The sequence below is a fragment of the Pseudomonas sp. N-137 genome, from assembly GCF_034555295.1.
GTDB classification, from domain to species: Bacteria; Pseudomonadota; Gammaproteobacteria; order Pseudomonadales; family Pseudomonadaceae; genus Aquipseudomonas; species Aquipseudomonas rhizophila.
Map to the genome: position 1 here is coordinate 271,334 of NZ_JAXUDQ010000006.1, position 18,470 is coordinate 289,803.

Below are 18,470 nucleotides of genomic sequence, written 5' to 3' on the forward strand. Positions count from 1 at the left end.
GTCGTATGCCTGACGGAAGTGGCGGGGCGGTTCGGAGTCTGCATGAGGCACCGCTGAGCAGTGCGTTTCGTCAGGCTTGGCTGAAGTGGTCCCAGGACTGGCAGGACTTGCCCAAGGACAGCGACCCCGCGGTATTGGTCAGCCGGGTGGTGGAGTTTTCCGGTCGAAGCGCCCAGCGGTTGTGGCGGGTTGCCTTTGCCACCGTGGGCGATGCGGCCACCGAGCAGGTCAAGGCATTGGTCTACGCCTTCGTGGCGCTGGTGGACGAGACCTTGCTGTTCACCCCATGGCCGGGACAACTGGCCTGGCAGCAGCATCCCCTCGAATCGCGCATGTACTCCAGCCGTCAGGCCGGCGAACGGTTGCCGGCCGCTATCAAGAAACTGCTCGATGAGCAGATGCCCGGCACCCGGGACCTGGCCAACGTGTACCTGCAGTGTCTGATTCTCGGTTTTCAGGGCCGATTGCGGGGCGAGCCCGGTCAGGTCCAGCACGAAAAATGGCGGGTGGCGCTGTTCACGTTCGCCTGGCAGCACGAGCCCGATTATGTCGATGTCAGCCAGCGCCTGGCGATGTCTGCGGCGGCCACACCGATACGTGTCCCGGTTCAACAGTCGTTGCCGGACGGTTTGCGCCTGGGCCTGGTGATCCTGGCGATGGTGTTGCTGCTGACCGGGTTGGGGCAGGTGTTCTGGCGTGACATCCAATCAGAGCTTGAACCGGTGCTGCAACTGAACGAGTCGGTGGTTCAGGAGCAGGACTCATGAGCCTCTTGAGCATCGTCGCCCTGGTGTTGCTCGCCATTGTCGCGGTGCTGCTGATTGCGGCGGCGATCTGGTGGCTGCGCACCCAGGGCGGCGCGGCTATCCGCAGCTTCTATGGCGCGGTGCGCCACATGGAGCAGGAGCAAGGCACTCAGGACCGCTATCAGATGCCCTGGTTGTTGATGCTGGGCAACGAGGCCGATGGCGCGCAGTTGTGCGCCCAGTGGCGTTTGCAGCCGACAGACAAGGCGGCGTGGTTCGGCCGCTGGTGGTCGGATGCCGAAGGCGCGGTGCTGGTGGTGCCCCAGGCGCTGTTTTTGCCCGATGAGGGCATGAACATGCAGCGGGGCAACTGGTGGCGCCTGTTGGGATTGATTCTGCGCCTGCGCAGCAGACGGCCGCTGGATGCGGTGATCTGGACTGTGCCGTTCGGCAAGCTCGATGACATCGAGCAGACGACCGAGCTGAGTCTCAAGGTCCGGCGCTGTTTCATCGACCTCTTGCAACGGTTCGGTCTGAGCTTGCCGGTGTACGTGGTGATCACCGGGATGGAAGAACTGCCGGGGTTCCAGGAACTGGTCAGCGCCTTGCCCGCCCAGGCGCGGGAATCGACGCTGGGCTGGTCGTCGCCATATTCGCCCGAGGCGGCGTGGCAATCGCAATGGAGCGATCAGGCGCTGGATCAGGTCAACGCCGCATTGTCCCAGTCGATCATCGAAATCGGCGCGCTGTCGGGGCAGTTGAGCAGCGATCTGTATGGGTTGCCGGAGCGTTTCGAAGGGTTGCGGCGCGCCATGCAGCTGCTGCTGGAACCGGTTTTCCAGGGCAACGCGCAAGGCGAGGCACCGCGCTTTCGTGGCGTGTATTTCACCGCCAGCCAGGCGCCGGCCGTCACCGGCGATGGGTTGACCGCCAGCGACAGCGTTTTGCGCCAGACGGTGTTCGCTCGACAATTGTGGTCGCGCCGGCTGGTGGCCGAGCGGGGCCTGGCCCAGCCGGTGCCACGCCTGCTGCGCTTGCGCCAGCGTTGGCATCGGCTGGGCGGTGGGGTGGCGCTGGTGGTCGGCGTGGTCTGGCTGGGGAGCATGGTCTGGGTCTGGCACGATTCGGTCGAGCAAGCCGAGGGCTTGTCGCGGTTGGTCCTCAGCGCGCACAAAAACCATGTCGTGGTCGACCCCGACAAGCCGCAACTGGAGCCGACTCGGCACAACGTGCAGAACTACTGGAACGTGCTGGAAAAAGCCCCGCGCTGGCGTTTCGTCTCGGTGGTGTTTCCGACTTCCTGGTTCTCCGCCGTGGACGTACAACTGGACAACGGCTTGCGCATGACCGCCCGCCATCATTGGATATTGCCGCTGCGTGACCTGCTGGTCTCGGACCTCGAACAACTCAAGGGCATCCGCAATACCGAGCGGCGCGGCAACGTGGAAAGCGAAGATCCGGCGCAATGGCAAAGTTACGTGAAAGCCAAGGACCTGGTTGAGCGTGCGGTGCGCCTGGAACAGCACAACCAGATGTTCAGCCAGGCGGTGAACAACCCCAAGGCACCGTTGGACGAGCTGGTGCAACTGAGCAACAACGCCCTGTCGTTGAACCTCAACACCGGGACCTTGAGCCGGGCGCGTTTTTACAATCGGGTGCTGTTCGATGCCCAGAATAGCGATTTGAAAGGCCTGGACCTGAACGCCGCGCGCCCCGTGATTGCCGATAACTTCATGGGCCTGATGCAGCGCTGGCTGGATCATTACTTTCTGGCGGACAACTTCGTGCGTCAGGCCGGTTACCTGAAGCTGCATCTACAACGGCTTGAGGCCGGCGGCGGCAACTCCTTGAGCGAACTCGAAGAGCTGATGGCGTTGGTCGATGACCTGCAAAGGCTCGTCAGCCTGACCAACTCGGCCTGGGGCCGCGGTAAGGGGCAGGACCTGGTGCCCGGTTACACCCAGTTGATGGACAAGGTGGGCCACAGCACGCTGCTGGGGCCGGATCTTGAGCAGGATCTGCAGAGCCAGGCGGCAAAATTGCAGCAGAGCTTTCGCGACCAGTGGATCGTCCAGACCGGTTCCAGGGACAATCTGTTGGTCCAGCAGGGCAGCGGTTTGCTGGTGTTGCAGGAGCATGTCACGGCGCTGGACGGCGCGGTACAAGCGCTGTTCAAGCGTGACTTCGTGGCATTGGCCATGCAGAAGGCGCCGTCGGACAGTAACGCCGACTCGATGGGCCGGGGTGACAGCGACGATTTCAGCGTTGCCTTGAACTACTTCGCCAGCTACCAGAGCTACGCCAATGAAGAACTGCCGCGCATCCCGCCGGATTATCGTGGGGCGCTGATGGAGGCTGCTGAAAGCGCGGCGGCGCGGGCCATGTGGCTGAGTCTGGATGACAGCGAGCAACCGCTACCGGGCATGAGTTTCAATGTGCAGACCTCCCAGGCCGTTGCCCTGCAAAAAGCTTTCATGGATGTGAAGCGCAGCGATCTGGCGATTCGTTTTCAGCGCCTGCTCAACCGCCGCGCGTTGGCGCAGATCCAGAGCGGCCTGAACGAAATCGACGCCCAGCCACTGTTCACTCAACGTGCCGATGTCCAACGCTGGGACGGCTCGAAGAACTTCGGCTTGCAGTTGTACGGCGCCACTGATCCTCAGGACTTGAAGCTGAACCTCAACCAGCAGTTCGGCGCCATGCTACAGATCGCCGAGCAGCGCATGCCCGCGCTGGAATGGCTGATTGTCCAGCAGGACAACCTGTCGGCCCTGGAGCATGATCAGGTCGCCCGGTTCATGGCGCTCAACGACGAACTGCTCAAATACAAGAACCAGAACCCGGCCAGTGCGGCTGCCCAACTGGAGCAATTGGTAAGCCGCGATTTCATCGAAATGGACACCACGTCCTGCGCGCAAATACTGCAAACGTCCAGCCTGCCCGGCGGACGTGGCGACCTGGCCGTGCGCACCGTTACGCTGCAACAAAGTGCCTTGCAGCGCTGCCTGTATCTACAACAGAACCAGGCGGCGACCGCCTGGAATGACCTGTCCAATTATTTCAATCAGTACCTGGCCGGGCGCTTTCCGTTTTCCCAGGACGTGCGGGCCAGCGATGCCGACCCGGCGCGGGTCCAGCGCCTGCTGGAGCTGATCGACACGCGGCTGCCTCAGGCACAGGCCGGACTGGCGTTGAGCCGGACGCCGGAGCGATTGGCGGCGGAGGATTTTCTCAACCGTTTGAAACAGGCCGGTGCCTGGCTCGGGCCGCTGTTCGTGCGGGACAAGAGTGGCTTGCTCGGCGTGGAAATGGACGTGCGCTGGCGAACCGATCGCGAGCAGGAACGCGGCGCGGATCAGGTGATCGCCTGGGGGCTGAACGCCGGCAACCAACAGATCAGTTACCCAGGTGAAACCGGGCAGAACCTGCGCTGGATGGTCGGGCAACCGGTGAGTTTGACCCTGCGCTGGGCCCGTAACGGTTACCAGCGTCCGGCCAACGACCCCTTGCAACCCGACCTGGTGGTGCGCGATCTGGAAGCCGGCTGGGAGTATCAGGGGCCGTGGGCGTTGCTGCGCCTGATGCGCTCACTGGTGTCGAGCCAGCGCCAGCCGAACGCCGACTACACCGACTTCCCGCTGACCCTGCAACTGCCCGTGACGGCCCAGACCCAGGCGACCACGGCGCAACAGACCCAGATGTTCCTGCGTTTGTCGCTGATGAGCCAGGGTTCGAAGCTGCCGCTGTCGATTGCGCCGCTGCCGACCCAGGCCCCCCGTTCACCTTTCATGGCGACCTCATCGAGCACCGCCATCGCAACCCGCGAGGAGGGCTTGTGAGTTTGCCGATATCCCCTTTGCCCGAACTCATCCCCCGGTTGCTTGAGCCGATCAGCGCCGAATCGCCCTGTGGCCAGGATCTGCGCTACGAGCCGGAGTTCGACCAGTTGCGCGAGTTGCGCCGGGAGGACGACACCAGCCTGCCCACAGGTGTGTGGCAATCGTCGATCAAGCGTGCCCAATGGCCGGAACTGGAAAGACTCGCCACTGCGTTGCTGCTCGAGCGCAGCAAGGATTTGATGATCAGCGCGTGGCTGGGGGAGGCCTGGTTACACCTGACCGGGCTGGAAGGACTGCCGGGCAGCCTGGCGTTGGTGGCGGGTCTGTGTGAGCGTTACCCCGAGCAACTGTATCCCCGGGCCGATGACGGTGACCCGTCGTGGCGGGTCATTCCGCTGGAGTGGCTGGCCCGTCGCTACAGCGAAGTGTTACTGACACGGGTGCCCTTGTTCGATGGCCGGGACCCTGATTTCGACGGTTTCTGCCTGGCCGACTGGCAACGCTTGCAGCGCCAGCAGGTGTTGGTCAACGACAGTAAAAACGCCAAGGCCTCGGCGGAAGCGGCGCGCAACGACCAGAAAAAACTTAGCGAACTGATTCGCACCACGCCATTGTCGTTCTGGCTGCATCGCCAGGGCAGCCTGATGCTGAGCCTGCAGCACCTGCAACGGCTCGAAGCCTGGAGTGATGCCTACCTGGGCGATCAGGCCCCAGGCTATTCCTCCCTGCAGGACGTGATACAGGCCTTGCTGACATTGATAGAGGAGTTCATTGCGATGAACCCACAGCAACCCACCGTCGTGCCGGCGCAAGCACCACCGCCGGTGACGCCGCAAACCGCCCCAGCGCAGGTGGGCGCCGCGGCAACCCTGGCTTTTCAGGAGCCGGCCAGCCGCGAGGAAGCCTATCGCCAGTTGCTGGTCATCGCCGGCTACCTGGCTCGCACCGAACCCCACAGTCCGGTGCCCTATTTGATCCGGCGCGGCGTGGAGTGGGGCAACAAACCGTTGAACGAGCTGCTGGGCGAACTGATCAGTGCCGATGCCGAATCCCGGCGCGTGTGGACGCTATTGGGCGTTCTCTAACGCTCCTCGTCGGGCAAGCGCACCGGCGTCAGTACCGGTTTGCCGGAAAAGAACGCGGTCAGGTTCTGGCCCACCAACTCCACCATAGCGCGGGTGGCTTCCGGCGACAGGCCTGCCACGTGGGGTGTGAGGACGACGTTGGGCAGGTTCTTCAGCGTCTGCGGCACTTCGGGCTCGTGATCGAACACATCCAGGGCCGCTCCGGCAATTCGCCGTTGTTCCAGGGCGCTGATCAGGTCGGCGGTGGCAACCACGCTGGCCCTGGCGACGTTCACCAGAAATCCTTTTGGACCGAGCGCATCCAGGCTCTGCTTGTTTATCAACTGCCGGGTATCCAGGCCGCCTGGTGTGGCGACGATCAGGAAGTCCGAGACCCGCGCCAGTTCCGTGGGCGTGGCGCAGAAGGTGTAGGGCACGTCGTTGCGTACCCGGCGATTGTGATAGCTGACACTCATGTCAAAGCCCAGGGCGGCCCGTTTGGCGATCGCCATGCCCACCGCGCCAAGGCCCAACACGCCCAGCCGCTTACCGGCCAGGGAAGGGCGCGCGCTCCTCGGCCATTCGCCCCGTCGCAGGGCGGCATCGCAATGGGGGATGTCGCGCACGAGCGCCAGCAACAGCGCCATGGCATGGTCGGCAACCGACGACGCGTTGACCCCGGCGCCATTGGTCACGACGATGCCGCGCTGATGGGCGGCCTGCAGGTCCACCTGCTCGTAGCCGGCGCCGATCACGCAGATGATTTTCAGGTTGGGCAGGGCGGCAATTTCCTCGGCCGTCAAACCCAGGGGACCGCGGGTCAGAACCGCGCTGAACCGTTCTCCATGTTCGTAAATCGCCGTCTTGCGCTCGGCAGGCGTTGGCGCCAACTCCAAGTGATAGCCCTGACGCTCAAGAATCGGCAGGTATTCGTTGACGGTTTCAACCAGTACAAGAACGGTTGCGGTCATGCTGTGCTCCTGTGGGCAATAGGACTGACGAAAAACCTGTGGGAGCGAGCCTGCTCGCGATAGCGGTGTCTCAGGAAATACCATGGCTGGCTGTTCCATCGCTATCGCGAGCAGGCTCGCTCCCACAGGGTTTTGTGCATTATGGCTTATCCTGCGCTGGTAACTGTTTCATCTGTTCTGAGTGTAGGAGTTGGCGCAAAACGGCGATAGGTCGGCGGCTTCATTCCCCGGCGTTATTTGCCGCAGATGCACCGTCCTCACAACCGCTCCTCAGCTAAGTCTTTGCTTCTGCTCGTTAATCCCGGACAATCGCGCCCCTGTTTCGGCCAGGGCGCTGCCTGTCGGGTTTTCCGACTCGTCCTGGTCGGGTGCATGTGACCGGAATGCGGAGATCCGACCGGATGAATGATCAGGCCACTAGCGTCGAAGAACGCTTTGAAACGACAGCCCCAGCTACGCTCAGCCAGTGGGGGCGGCATGACACTACTTGGATGTTGGGCCTGTTTGGCACCGCCATCGGTGCAGGTACTTTGTTTTTGCCCATCAACGCCGGCCTCGGCGGTTTCTGGCCGTTGTTGATCCTGGCGTTGCTAGCCTTTCCCATGACGTTCTACGCCCATCGGGGCCTGACCCGTTTCGTGTTGTCCGGCCGTGAAGGCGCGGACATCACTGACGTGGTGGAGGAGCATTTCGGTATCAAGGCCGGTGCACTGATCACGTTGCTGTACTTCTTTGCAATTTTCCCGATTCTGCTGATCTACAGCGTGGCGCTGACCAATACGGTGGGCAGCTTCCTGGAGCATCAACTGCATATCCAGCCGCCACCTCGGGTGGTGCTGTCGCTGGTGTTGATCCTGGGTTTGCTGGCAGTGGTGCGATGCGGGGAGCAGGCGATCGTCAAGGCCATGAGCCTGATGGTCTATCCGTTTATCGTAGCGTTGCTGTTCCTGGCGGTGTTTCTGATCCCGCACTGGAACGGTGGCATCCTGACCACTGCGTCCACGCTGCCTGAACCTTCGGCGCTGCTGCATACCTTGTGGCTGGCGATTCCGGTGATGGTGTTCTCGTTCAACCATTCGCCGATCATCTCGGCGTTTGCGGTGGATCAGAAGCGTCGCCATGGCGATAACGCCGAAGTGCGCAGCTCGCAGATCCTCTCGCGCGCCCATGTGCTGATGGTGGTGATGGTGCTGTTCTTTGTGTTCAGTTGTGTTTTGACGCTTTCCCCGTCGCAGCTGGCCGAGGCCAAGGCGCAGAATCTGTCGATCCTGTCGTACCTGGCCAACCACTTTAGTAATCCGACCATCGCTTTTGCCGCGCCATTGATTGCGTTCGTGGCGATCTCCAAGTCCTTCCTGGGGCATTACATTGGCGCCAGCGAAGGCCTCAAGGGCCTGATCGTCAAGAGCGGTCGACGTCCGGCGGCAAAGACCCTGGACCGTCTGACCGCAGCGTTCATGTTGGTGGTGTGCTGGATCGTCGCCACCCTTAACCCGAGCATCCTGGGCATGATCGAAACCCTGGGCGGCCCGGTAATCGCGGCGATCCTGTTCCTGATGCCGATGTACGCCATCCAAAAGGTCCCGGCCATGGCCCGTTACCGCGGCCAGGCGTCCAATGTGTTCGTGACGCTGGTAGGGGTGGTGGCAATTACCGCGCTGGTCTATTCCCTGACATCCTGACCGGATTCCCTGTGGGAGCGAGCGCGCTCGCGAAAGCGGTGGGTCAGCTTGCATTGATGTTGGATGTGCTGCCGTCTTCGCGAGCAGGCTCGCTCCCACATGGAGTCTTGGGTGTTCATAGATTCGTCATTCACCACAAGTCTCTGTGGGAGCGAGCCTGCTCGCGATGGCGTCAGTTCAGGTTGCATCGAAAACAGGCATAAAAAAACGCCGCCCCTCGCAAGAAGGGCGGCGTTTTTAGTCGAGCGTTGAAGCCTTAGGCTTGAACGACCGGGATGTTGGCATTGGCAGCCGCTTCACGGAACTCGGCGATCTGGTCGAAGCTCAGGTAGCGGTACACGTCCGCTGCCATGCTGTCGATCTTGCCGGCGTATTCCATGTACTCCTCGACGGTCGGCAGGCGACCCAGGATAGACGCCACGGATGCCAGTTCGGCCGAAGCCAGGTAGACATTCGCGCCGTCGCCCAGACGGTTCGGGAAGTTACGGGTCGAAGTCGATACCACAGTGGAGTTCGGTTCCACGCGTGCCTGGTTACCCATGCACAGCGAGCAGCCTGGCATTTCCATCCGTGCACCGGCCTTGCCGTAGATGCCGTAGTAGCCTTCTTCGGTGAGCTGGTGAGCGTCCATCTTGGTCGGCGGCGAGAGCCACAGACGGGTTGGCAACTGACCCTTGACCTGTTCCAGCAACTTACCGGCAGCGCGGAAGTGGCCGATGTTGGTCATGCACGAACCGATGAACACTTCGTCGATCTTCTGCCCAGCGACGCTGGAGAGCAGGCGGGCATCGTCCGGGTCGTTCGGCGCGCAGAGCACAGGCTCCTTGACGTCGGCCAGGTCGATCTCGATGACTTCGGCGTATTCGGCGTCCTTGTCGGCTTCCAGCAGTTCCGGGTTGGCCAGCCAGGCTTCCATCGCCTGGGCACGACGCTCCAGGGTGCGGGCATCGCCGTAGCCTTCGCCGATCATCCAGCGCAGCAGGGTGATGTTCGATTGCAGGTATTCGGCAATCGATTCCTTGGACAGCTTGATGGTGCAACCGGCAGCCGAACGTTCGGCCGAGGCGTCGGACAGTTCGAACGCTTGCTCGACGGTCAGGGTTTCAAGGCCTTCGATTTCCAGGATGCGGCCGGAGAAGGCGTTCTTCTTGCCTTTCTTCTCGACGGTCAACAGACCTTTCTGGATCGCGTAGTAAGGGATGGCGTGAACCAGGTCACGCAGGGTGACGCCTGGTTGCAGCTTGCCCTTGAAGCGAACCAGGATCGATTCCGGCATGTCCAGCGGCATGACGCCAGTGGCGGCGGCGAACGCCACCAGGCCAGAACCGGCCGGGAACGAGATACCGATCGGGAAACGGGTGTGGGAGTCGCCACCGGTGCCGACGGTGTCCGGCAGCAGCATGCGGTTCAGCCAGCTGTGGATGATGCCGTCGCCCGGACGCAGGGACACGCCGCCACGGGTCATGATGAAGTCAGGCAGGGTGTGGTGGGTGGTCACGTCGATCGGCTTTGGATAGGCCGCGGTGTGGCAGAAGGACTGCATCACCAGATCGGTCGAGAAGCCCAGGCACGCCAGGTCTTTCAATTCGTCACGGGTCATCGGGCCAGTGGTGTCCTGGGAACCGACGGTGGTCATCTTCGGCTCGCAGTAGGTGCCCGGACGAACGCCGGTCACGCCGCAGGCCTTGCCGACCATTTTCTGCGCCAGGGTGAAACCCTTGGTGCTTTCGGCCGGGGCTTCCGGCTTCTTGAACAGGTCCGAAGCGGGCAGGCCTAGCTCGGCACGTGCCTTCTCGGTCAGGCCGCGACCGATGATCAGCGGGATACGGCCGCCGGCACGCACTTCGTCCAACAGGACCGGGGTCTTCATTTCGAAGGTGGCCAGGACTTCATCAGTGCCGTGCTTGCAGACTTTGCCAGCATGCGGGTACAGGTCGATCACGTCGCCCATGTGCATGTTGGACACATCGAATTCGATCGGCAGGGCGCCGGCGTCTTCCATGGTGTTGTAGAAAATCGGGGCGATCTTGCTGCCGAAGCAGAAACCACCGGCGCGCTTGTTCGGCACGTAAGGAACGTCGTCACCGAAGAACCACAGCACCGAGTTGGTGGCTGATTTACGCGACGAACCGGTACCGACCACGTCACCGACGTAGGCGATCGGGAAGCCCTGGCCGCGCATCTCTTCGATCTGCTTCATCGGGCCGGTCTTGCCTTGTTCATCCGGCACGATACCGTCACGGGCCATTTTCAGCATGGCCAGGGCGTGCAGTGGGATGTCCGGGCGGGACCAGGCGTCAGGAGCCGGGGAGAGGTCGTCGGTGTTGGTTTCGCCGGTAACCTTGAACACCCGAAGGCTGATCTTGTCGGCCAGCACGGGGCGGTTCTTGAACCACTCGCCGTCGGCCCAGGATTGCAGCACGCCCTTGGCGTGAACGTTGCCATTGCGGGCTTTTTCAGCCACGTCGTGGAAGGCGTCGAACATCAGCAGGGTGTGCTTGAGTTCTTCGGCGGCTACGGGCGCCAGTTCGGCGTCGTCCAGCAGGTCCACCAGGGTCACGATGTTGTAACCGCCCTGCATGGTGCCGAGCAGTTCAACGGCGCGCTTCTTGTCCAGCAGAGGGGATTGGGCTTCGCCTTTGGCCAGGGCGGACAGGAAACCGGCCTTCACGTAGGCGGCTTCGTCGACTCCAGGCGGAACGCGATTGGTGATCAGGTCAACGAGGAAAGCTTCTTCGCCAGCCGGAGGATTCTTCAGCAGCTCGATCAGGCCTGCGGTTTGTTCGGCGTTAAGCGGCTGGGGAACGATACCCAGTGCTGCACGCTCTTCGATATGTTTGCGGTAGGCTTCAAGCACAGTTATTACCCTCATCAGTGGTCCCAAATGGGTGTCCGGGACGCTCATCCAGAAACCCACGGTACTCATGCGCGTCGGAGGCTTTTTGAGCCACCACGCCAGAGTTTCCGCGAGTTCCTCACAGAAGCTGCTTTCAAAGTTTTACGCCTGCAGAACGGGGAGCTGATGAGGGTTGGCGTTGGGCTTTCCCCGCTGGAAAGACCCTCGGCCAACACCGCTCTGAAGGAACGACTGTGCTCGTGACGCTTTGAAAACAGCTTCTAACGGACATTGGCGCCTTAAAAGGCTGGCTGATTCTACGGCAAAAAAAAAATAAACGTAAGTTGGCCCCTGAAGTTTGAGGGGTGATCAATCTTAGACAAAGGGCTAACATGCCGGCCTGTCCTGCTTTTGCGTGTGTTTTTCCTTATGCCCAACCAGCTCATCAAGACCCCCTGCGTCGGCCTTTGCTCCACTGTCTACGGTGACCTGGTGTGCCGTGGCTGCAAGCGGTTCCACCATGAAGTGATTCATTGGAACGGCTATAACGAGGACGAAAAACGCGCGGTGTGGATGCGGCTTGAGCAGTTGCTGGTCCAGGTGATGGTGGCCAAACTGGAGGTTTTTGATCCTGCGCTGCTGCGCCAGCAACTGGAAACACGCAAGATTCGTTTTGTGCCGCACCAGTCGGAATATTGCTGGGCTTATCAATTGATCGCCCGTGGCGCGCGGGTGATCAACAACCTGGAAGCCTACGGCATGGTGCTGATGCCCGAATTTCGCGACTGGGACCTGCCGGACCTGCGCGACGCCATTGATCGGGAATTCTTCCTGCTGTCCGAAGCCCATTACCAGCGCTACATCGCGCCGGGGTTCCTGAAGGATGCCATTGGCGGCTGAAGGAGATGGCTTTTGTGGCGAGGGGTGTCAGTCCTTGACCGCCAGCTCCACCAGATGATCCTCGACCTCCTGCGGTTTGAGCACCAGCACGTCGCTTTCCAGCGTGTCGAGCACCGCTTCGGCGGTATTGCCGATCAAGACCCCTGACAACCCGGAACGCGCCACGGTGCCGATCACTGTCACCGCTGCCTGCAGCTTGCGCGCCATGTATGGAATCAGGACGTCCGCCGGACCTTCTTCGATATGCAGGTGCTGGTCGTCGATGTCGAACTCAGCCTGGAACGCCCGGCATTGTTCGCGGTATTTGGCCTCGATGGTTTCCTTGAGCTGGAACGTCGGATCGGCGGAGGACAGCATCGGTGTGGGATGGGCGCTGATCACGTGCAGGTGCGCCTTGGCCAGGATGGCAATGTCGTAGCCGTGATCGATGATGGTGGAGTGCAGGTGGCGGTGCTCGCCGTCGGCATTGCCCACGTCGACGGCGGCCAAGATCACTTTGTCTTTCCAGGAACCGGCGGTTTTCACCAGCAGCACTGGAGACGGGCAATGGCGCAGCAATTTCCAGTCCGCCGGGGTGAGCAGGGCTTTTTTCAGCGGGCTGTCGGGAAAATGTTGCTTGATCACCAGGCCGCAACCTTCGGCCTGCTGTACGTCGATGATGGTTTCGTACAGGCTTTCGTTCCAGGCCTGTTCGGTGGTGACACTGTAGCCGTCGGCCAGCAACGCGGCCTTCAGCACGCTGAGCATGCCGGCATGGTCATGCTTCTTGTCACACACCAGCAGATGCAGGTGGGCCTGGGTGACACCGGCAATCAGCTTGGCGCGCTTGAGCGCGAGGCTTTCCGAATGTTCGGGGTCGATGACCACCAGAATGCTGCGAATGGCTTGCATGATCGGCGTCTCCAGCAATAAAAAGGCATGGCGTTGCTCAACTATAGTTGTTGTATGGCAGTCGTCGACTTGATGCATATCAACGGCGGTGGCTGGTGGTCTGGAGGCAGGCCGGTATAATCGGCGCCCTTCGCTCGACTCTCTTTTTCCGTGAGCCCCATGATCCTTCCCGAAATTCATGAATTCCTTGGTTGCCGCACTCCCGATGCCTGGGTCCAGGCGGCGCTGGCCGACCAGGAGACGCTGCTGATCGACCACAAGAACTGCGAATTCAAGGCCGCCAGCACCGCCCTGAGCCTGATCGCCAAGTACCACTCCCACGTTGACCTGATCAACCTGATGTCACGTCTGGCCCGGGAAGAACTGGTGCATCACGAACAGGTGATGCGCCTGATGAAAAAACGCAAGGTCGGCTTACGCCAGCTCTCTGCCGGGCGTTACGCCTCGGGGCTGCGCAAAGTGGTCCGCAGCCACGAACCGGTCAAACTGGTGGACACTTTGGTGGTCGGCGCTTTCATCGAGGCCCGCAGTTGCGAGCGTTTCGAGGCCCTGGTGCCGCACCTGGACGAAGAATTGGGCAAGTTCTATTTCGGCTTGCTCAAAAGCGAAGCGCGGCATTTCCAGGGCTACCTGAAACTGGCCTACCAGTATGGCGACGCCAAGGACATCGCCCAGGTGATCGACAAGGTTCGTGACGCCGAGCAGGCGCTGATTGAATCGCCGGATGTGGAGTTTCGCTTCCACAGTGGTGTGCCTGCGGTATAGGGCTGTTTGCCCTGACGCCATCGCGAGCAGGCTCGCTCCCACATTTGATCTTCAGTGAACACAAGTAATGAGTACACCGAAAATCCCTGTGGGAGCGAGCCTGCTCGCGATGAGGCCTCACGCAGCTCTACATCCTTAATCGCTCAAACCCAGGCGCTCATGCCATTGGGCAATGGACTCCTGGGGATAGATCTCGAACTGCTGATCGCCGGCGTGCGCCTCGACTTCCACCCACGGCGCCTTGGAGCCCAGCATCAGATGGGTGTGCTCAGGCGGTACCGGCAACGGCGTATCGATGGCAGAGGCGAACGGGTGGATCAGCTCAGGCCATTCGGGGCTGAACAGCCACAAGCCTGAACCGCAAAGGGAACAGAAATGCCGTTCGGCGCTGCTGCGGTGGGCGCGTTTATCCCCGTCATTCTTGAGCCGCGCATGATAGATCGAGATGTGCTTGCGACCGCGTACCTTCAAGCTCCGTGCATCGCCCCCCAGGTTTATCGCAAAGCCGCCTCCACCCTGAGTCTTGCGACAGATCGAGCAGTAGCAGCGCTGATAAGGGTAGGGGTGGGCGCTGTCGAGGCTGAACGACACCGCGCCGCAATGGCAGGATCCTTCTAGCTGCATGAGAACCTCCGGTTGGCAATTGGGAAGTGGCTCAGGACAGCCTAGACGGTCGGCATTTTTTGACAGCTGAATTCAGGCCGGCCATGCGGCAGCCATCGCGAGCGGGCTCGCTCCCACATTTGATCTTCAGTGAACACAAACACCGAAATCCCTGTGGGAGCGAGCCTGCTCGCGATGAACGATGACGCGCTCTAGCGACCGGGCACCCGCCACAAATACCACGCCGCCACCGTCCGATGCGGGCTCCACGCCTGTCCAATCCCACCCATCTGTTTGCGCGTCGGTTGGACGTCCAAACCCTTGAGCCGCCGATACCCCTCACGCACTCCAAAGTCATCCGCCGGCAGGATGTCGGGTCGCTCCAGGCTGTAGATCAGCAGCATCTCCACGGTCCAGCGTCCGACGCCGCGCAGGGTGATCAAGCGTTCGATCAAGGCCTCATCATCCATGGCCAGCGCCGCGGGGTAGTCCGGCACCACCTCGTCCAGCGTCGCTTGAGCGATGCCCTGTATGGTCGCGATCTTGCTGGCGGAAAATCCGCAGTCGCGCATCTGTTGGAAGTCAGTCGCCAGGATCTGCTCAGGCCTGGGGAATATCGCTCCCGGAAACAGCCGCAGAAAGCGACCGAGAATCGCATCGCCGGCTTTAGCATGCAATTGTTGATAGGCAATCGCCCGGACGAGTGCTTCATACGGGTCGCGGGCCGGTTTGGGTTGCAGCAGACAAGGGCCGATCATCTCGACATGACGGCGCCAGTCTTCGTCGAGGCTTGCCAGAAAGGTGCTGGCATCGTGGTACGGGACAGGCATCAGGTGTTCACTCGGCAGGCTGATCAGAATGCCAGTGGCAGGGACACCTGCACCGCAGCTTTTTCCAGCCGCAACAGAAAAGCCTTGCGTGGCTGCCCGCCACCATAGCCGGTCAACGAGCCATCCGCACCGATCACCCGGTGGCAGGGGATGACGATGGCCAGGCGATTCTGGCCGTTGGCCAGTCCCACCGCACGGCTGGCACCAGGACTGCCGAGGGCAGTGGCGATGTTGCCGTAGCTACGGGTTTCGCCGTAGGGGATTTTTTCCAGTTCAGCCCAGACCCGGACGGCGAAGGCGCTGCCGGGCATGTGCAGCGGCACGCTGAACGAGGTGAGCTTCCCAGCGAAATAGTCGGCCAGTTCGGTTTCGATCTGTTGCAAGTGGGGATTGTGCCCCGGGGCGACGGTATAGCCGTAGCGTTGTTGCAACTCTTCGATTTCCCGGGTCAGGGCCGGGCGGTCGAGGAACTCCAGCAACACCAGGCCGCGCCGTTCGGCCATGGCCAGCATCGGCCCCAGTGGCGTTGTCAGGCGGGTGAACAGCAGGGGTTCGCTGTGGGCGGCGCGGCCCGGTGTGATGTGGAAAGACTTCACGAAGGCGTCACGAAATCCGCTCAGGGACTCGTAGCCTGAGTCAAAGGCCGCATTGTCGATGGAAATCCCTTCTTTGATGCCCCCCAGGGCGATGCCCAGCCGTCGGGTGCGCAGGTAGGCATGGAAAGTCATGCCGAAATGCTGCTTGAACCAGCGCCGCAGCTTCAGCGGTTCAATGCCTTGTTCCAGCAACAAGGCGTCGGTCCAGCGCAGGTCGGGTTCGGCGTCCACGGCCTTGAGCAGCGCCTGGATCCAGGCCGGCGCGATGGCGGCGGCATCCAGCGGCTTGCAACGCAGACAGGCCCGGTAGCCGGCCGACATGGCTTCGTCAGCGTGGGCGAAAAATTCGACGTTTTCCGGCTTCGGCTTGCGCGCCGTGCAGCTGGGGCGACAGAAGATGCCGGTGGTCTTGACCGCCGTGAAGAACACCCCCTCGTAGGCGGTGTCTCGTTCGAGCATGGCGCGGACCATCTCGGCATGGGGTGGGAGCAGCGAGTCGTGTAGGTTCATGGGAGGAGCATAGAGCCAGGCCCGGGATGGCTCCACCGGAAAATCGACAGTGAATTTCCATTCACTTGGTCGGCTGCTTACGAACAAAAGTTGAACCCCTGAGTCTTAAAGGTTCAACCGTTGTTTTTGTCTTTCGGAGACATCATGTCCAAACATAAGAGATCCCTGATCGCCGTCGCTGTGTGTGCCTTGATGCTGAGTGCCTCAGCCTTGTTGCCCGCCGACCTGTCGCCTATTGGCGCGAGCTACGCTGCCGGTGGTGGGAATGGCGGGGGTGGCGGTAAGGGCGGTGGAAACGGCGGCGGCCACGGTGGTGGTTTCGGCGGTGGCCAGGGCAGTGGCAAGTCCAGCGCTTCCAGCGGCCTTGGTAAAGGATTGACCAGCGACCACACCGGCACCCGGACTCGCGATCATGGCCTGAGCGGCAAACACACCGGTACCACCCGCACCGACCGGACCAGCAAGGCTTCGCTCACGTCGAACATCGCCAAGGACCGTGACACGCGCGGCTTGACCAAGGCGTCGGCCATTTCCACCACTACGCCAGGCACCCACAACACCAAGGGACTGACCAACGCGACCAGCTCTTCGATCAAGAACGACCGCTGATCGCTTGAAAAAAAGCCGCGACGTTATGGATTGGCGTCGCGGCTTTTTTCGTTTATCGGCTTCGCATTACCCGAAGTGTTCAATACTTCCAGAACACCGGCGTGAACAACACCAGCACGGTCAGAATCTCCAGACGACCCAGCAGCATGCCAATGGTCAGCAGCCATTTGGCCGCATCCGGCAAGGTGGAGAAGTTGCCGGCCGGTCCGATGATTGAGCCCAGTCCTGGCCCGACGTTGCACACGGCCGTGGCGGCACCGGTGAGGGCCGTCGTCCAGTCCAGGCCGATCAGCGCAAGCCCAAGGGCGATAGCGCCGATGGTAATGGTGAAGAAAAAAGAAAACGTCAGCAGCGAACGGACGATCTCTTCGTCGATGGGGTGCTTGTTGTATTTTTTCTGAATCACCGCCCGCGGATGGATCAGTTGTTTCAAACTGCCCATCAGTAAGGCGCCGGCCACCTGAAAACGAAAAATCTTTAGCCCGCCGGAGGTGGATCCCGAACAACCGCCGACAAACGTCAGGTAGAAAAATAGCAGCAGGGCAAAGCTGCCCCATAGCGAGTAGTCACCCAGCGCCACACCGGTGGTGGTGACCACCGAAGTCACGTTGACGGCTACGATGCGCACCGCGTCCAGCCAGGCGTAGTCGCTGTTCAGGCTCAGCCAGGTGCCCACCACGAGCCAGGTAATGACCAGGAATCCGAGGAATCCACGGACCTGATGATCCCTGAGCAACGCTCGTTTGTTCCCGCGCAACGTGGCGACATACAAGGTGAAGGGCAGTGCACCGGCGATCATGATAATCACCGAGATCCAGTGGATGGCCGGTTGAGACCAGTTGGCCAGGGACGAATCCGAAGTGGAGAACCCTCCGGTGGAAATCATGGTCATCGCATGGTTGATCGCTTCGAAAGGTGTCATGCCCGCCAGCCACAAGGCCAGGGCGGCCAGGGCACTCAAGCCTAAGTAGAGCCACAGGATGTAGGTCGCCGCCACATGGGAGCGCGGTGTGACTTTCTCCGACCAGTCCGATGATTCGGTCTGGAACAGTCGCATGCCGCCGACCCGCAGCAGCGGCAGGATGGCCACTGCCATGCCGATGAAGCCGATCCCTCCGAGCCACTGCAACATCGAGCGCCAGATCAGCAGGCCCGGGGAGGCATTGTCCAAGCCGGTGAGGATGGTCGAGCCGGTGGTGGTGATGCCGGACATCGTCTCGAAGAATGCGTCGGTGTAGCTGATGTGCTGGATAAACACCATCGGCAAGGCGGCGAAGGTGCAGACAACCACCCAACTGGCAGTGGTCAGCAGGTACATGTCCCGCGGACGCAGTTGTATGTGCTCTGGCCGACCACGTGCTACCAGCAAGATGCCGCAGACAAAGGTGATCAGGCTCGACCACAAGAACGCCGAGAGGTCATCGTTTCGCTCGTACACCATCAGCGTGAGAAGCGGGATTGCCATGCTCGCGGCCAGGGTGATCAGGAAAATGCCGAGGATGAATCCGATAAACCGCACAGCCGCAAGGGACATAAAACACGCCTGAAAGAATGAGCCGCCCAGTATCGATTTCGTTGACCGGACGCTGCGTAAAGTTTGCGTAAAAAAAAGCCCGAAAACAGCACCT

Annotated in this window: 14 protein-coding genes; 7 read left to right on the plus strand and 7 right to left on the minus strand. The window is 61.3% G+C overall.

What is annotated here, in order from left to right; genetic code table 11:
• Positions 1-5 precede the first annotated feature (5 nt).
• The 3 genes from T3A99_RS03560 to tssA are packed head-to-tail and all read left to right on the plus strand — an operon-like array spanning position 6 to position 5,670.
• On the plus strand, positions 6-767 hold the full coding sequence (locus tag T3A99_RS03560; RefSeq protein ID WP_107322346.1) for a DotU family type IV/VI secretion system protein: 762 nt from the start codon (positions 6-8) through the stop codon (positions 765-767).
• A complete protein-coding gene (locus tag T3A99_RS03565; RefSeq protein WP_322833946.1) occupies positions 764-4,585 on the plus strand; it encodes a type VI secretion system protein in 3,822 nt (1,273 codons plus the stop codon). The genes T3A99_RS03560 and T3A99_RS03565 overlap by 4 nt, the downstream gene beginning before the upstream one ends.
• Entirely contained in the window at positions 4,582-5,670 is a 1,089-nt protein-coding gene (gene tssA, locus T3A99_RS03570; RefSeq protein ID WP_160892242.1) for a type VI secretion system protein TssA, read from the plus strand. The genes T3A99_RS03565 and tssA overlap by 4 nt, the downstream gene beginning before the upstream one ends.
• Here the strand turns inward: tssA and T3A99_RS03575 are convergent.
• Complete coding sequence (locus T3A99_RS03575) at positions 5,667-6,620, minus strand: 2-hydroxyacid dehydrogenase (protein WP_322833947.1); 954 nt, start codon at positions 6,618-6,620, stop codon at positions 5,667-5,669. The two genes, tssA and T3A99_RS03575, sit on opposite strands and share 4 nt — an antisense overlap.
• Before the next feature lie 401 nt (positions 6,621-7,021).
• Here T3A99_RS03575 and T3A99_RS03580 point away from each other — a divergent pair, with 401 nt between their 5' ends.
• Entirely contained in the window at positions 7,022-8,302 is a 1,281-nt protein-coding gene (locus T3A99_RS03580; protein WP_076384405.1) for a serine/threonine transporter, read from the plus strand.
• 256 nt (positions 8,303-8,558) lie between these two features.
• Here the strand turns inward: T3A99_RS03580 and acnB are convergent, their stop codons facing one another.
• Entirely contained in the window at positions 8,559-11,159 is a 2,601-nt protein-coding gene (gene acnB / locus T3A99_RS03585) for a bifunctional aconitate hydratase 2/2-methylisocitrate dehydratase (protein WP_047225746.1), read from the minus strand.
• 408 nt (positions 11,160-11,567) lie between these two features.
• Between acnB and T3A99_RS03590 the strand changes: the two genes are divergently transcribed.
• The gene (locus T3A99_RS03590; protein ID WP_047225747.1) at positions 11,568-12,038 is read left to right on the plus strand and encodes a DUF1289 domain-containing protein; all 471 of its coding nucleotides are present in this window, start codon (positions 11,568-11,570) and stop codon (positions 12,036-12,038) included.
• Between the two features lie 27 nt (positions 12,039-12,065).
• On the opposite strand, the gene T3A99_RS03595 is transcribed toward T3A99_RS03590, so the two are convergent.
• Positions 12,066-12,929, minus strand: coding sequence for a universal stress protein (locus T3A99_RS03595; protein ID WP_274090122.1), 864 nt, complete (start codon positions 12,927-12,929; stop codon positions 12,066-12,068).
• Positions 12,930-13,088: 159 nt separating this feature from the next.
• Between T3A99_RS03595 and T3A99_RS03600 the strand changes: the two genes are divergently transcribed.
• Positions 13,089-13,694, plus strand: coding sequence for a tRNA-(ms[2]io[6]A)-hydroxylase (locus tag T3A99_RS03600; protein ID WP_076384407.1), 606 nt, complete (start codon positions 13,089-13,091; stop codon positions 13,692-13,694).
• Between the two features lie 135 nt (positions 13,695-13,829).
• On the opposite strand, the gene T3A99_RS03605 is transcribed toward T3A99_RS03600, so the two are convergent.
• The 3 genes from T3A99_RS03605 to T3A99_RS03615 form a co-directional block, all read right to left on the minus strand.
• Positions 13,830-14,318, minus strand: a complete 489-nt coding sequence (locus T3A99_RS03605) for a GFA family protein (protein WP_288911778.1) — start codon at positions 14,316-14,318, stop codon at positions 13,830-13,832.
• A gap of 191 nt (positions 14,319-14,509) precedes the next feature.
• Complete coding sequence (locus tag T3A99_RS03610) at positions 14,510-15,127, minus strand: DNA-3-methyladenine glycosylase family protein (protein WP_139049959.1); 618 nt, start codon at positions 15,125-15,127, stop codon at positions 14,510-14,512.
• Positions 15,128-15,150: 23 nt separating this feature from the next.
• Positions 15,151-16,233, minus strand: coding sequence for a bifunctional transcriptional activator/DNA repair enzyme AdaA (locus tag T3A99_RS03615; protein WP_047225752.1), 1,083 nt, complete (start codon positions 16,231-16,233; stop codon positions 15,151-15,153).
• Positions 16,234-16,377: 144 nt separating this feature from the next.
• Between T3A99_RS03615 and T3A99_RS03620 the strand changes: the two genes are divergently transcribed.
• Positions 16,378-16,842, plus strand: coding sequence for a hypothetical protein (locus T3A99_RS03620; RefSeq protein WP_322833948.1), 465 nt, complete (start codon positions 16,378-16,380; stop codon positions 16,840-16,842).
• A 79-nt stretch (positions 16,843-16,921) separates the two neighbouring features.
• Here the strand turns inward: T3A99_RS03620 and T3A99_RS03625 are convergent, their stop codons facing one another.
• Positions 16,922-18,376 carry a TrkH family potassium uptake protein gene (locus T3A99_RS03625; protein ID WP_107322352.1) on the minus strand — a complete coding sequence of 485 codons (1,455 nt, stop codon included), beginning with the start codon at positions 18,374-18,376 and terminating at the stop codon, positions 16,922-16,924.
• Between the last annotated feature and the right edge of the window lie 94 nt (positions 18,377-18,470).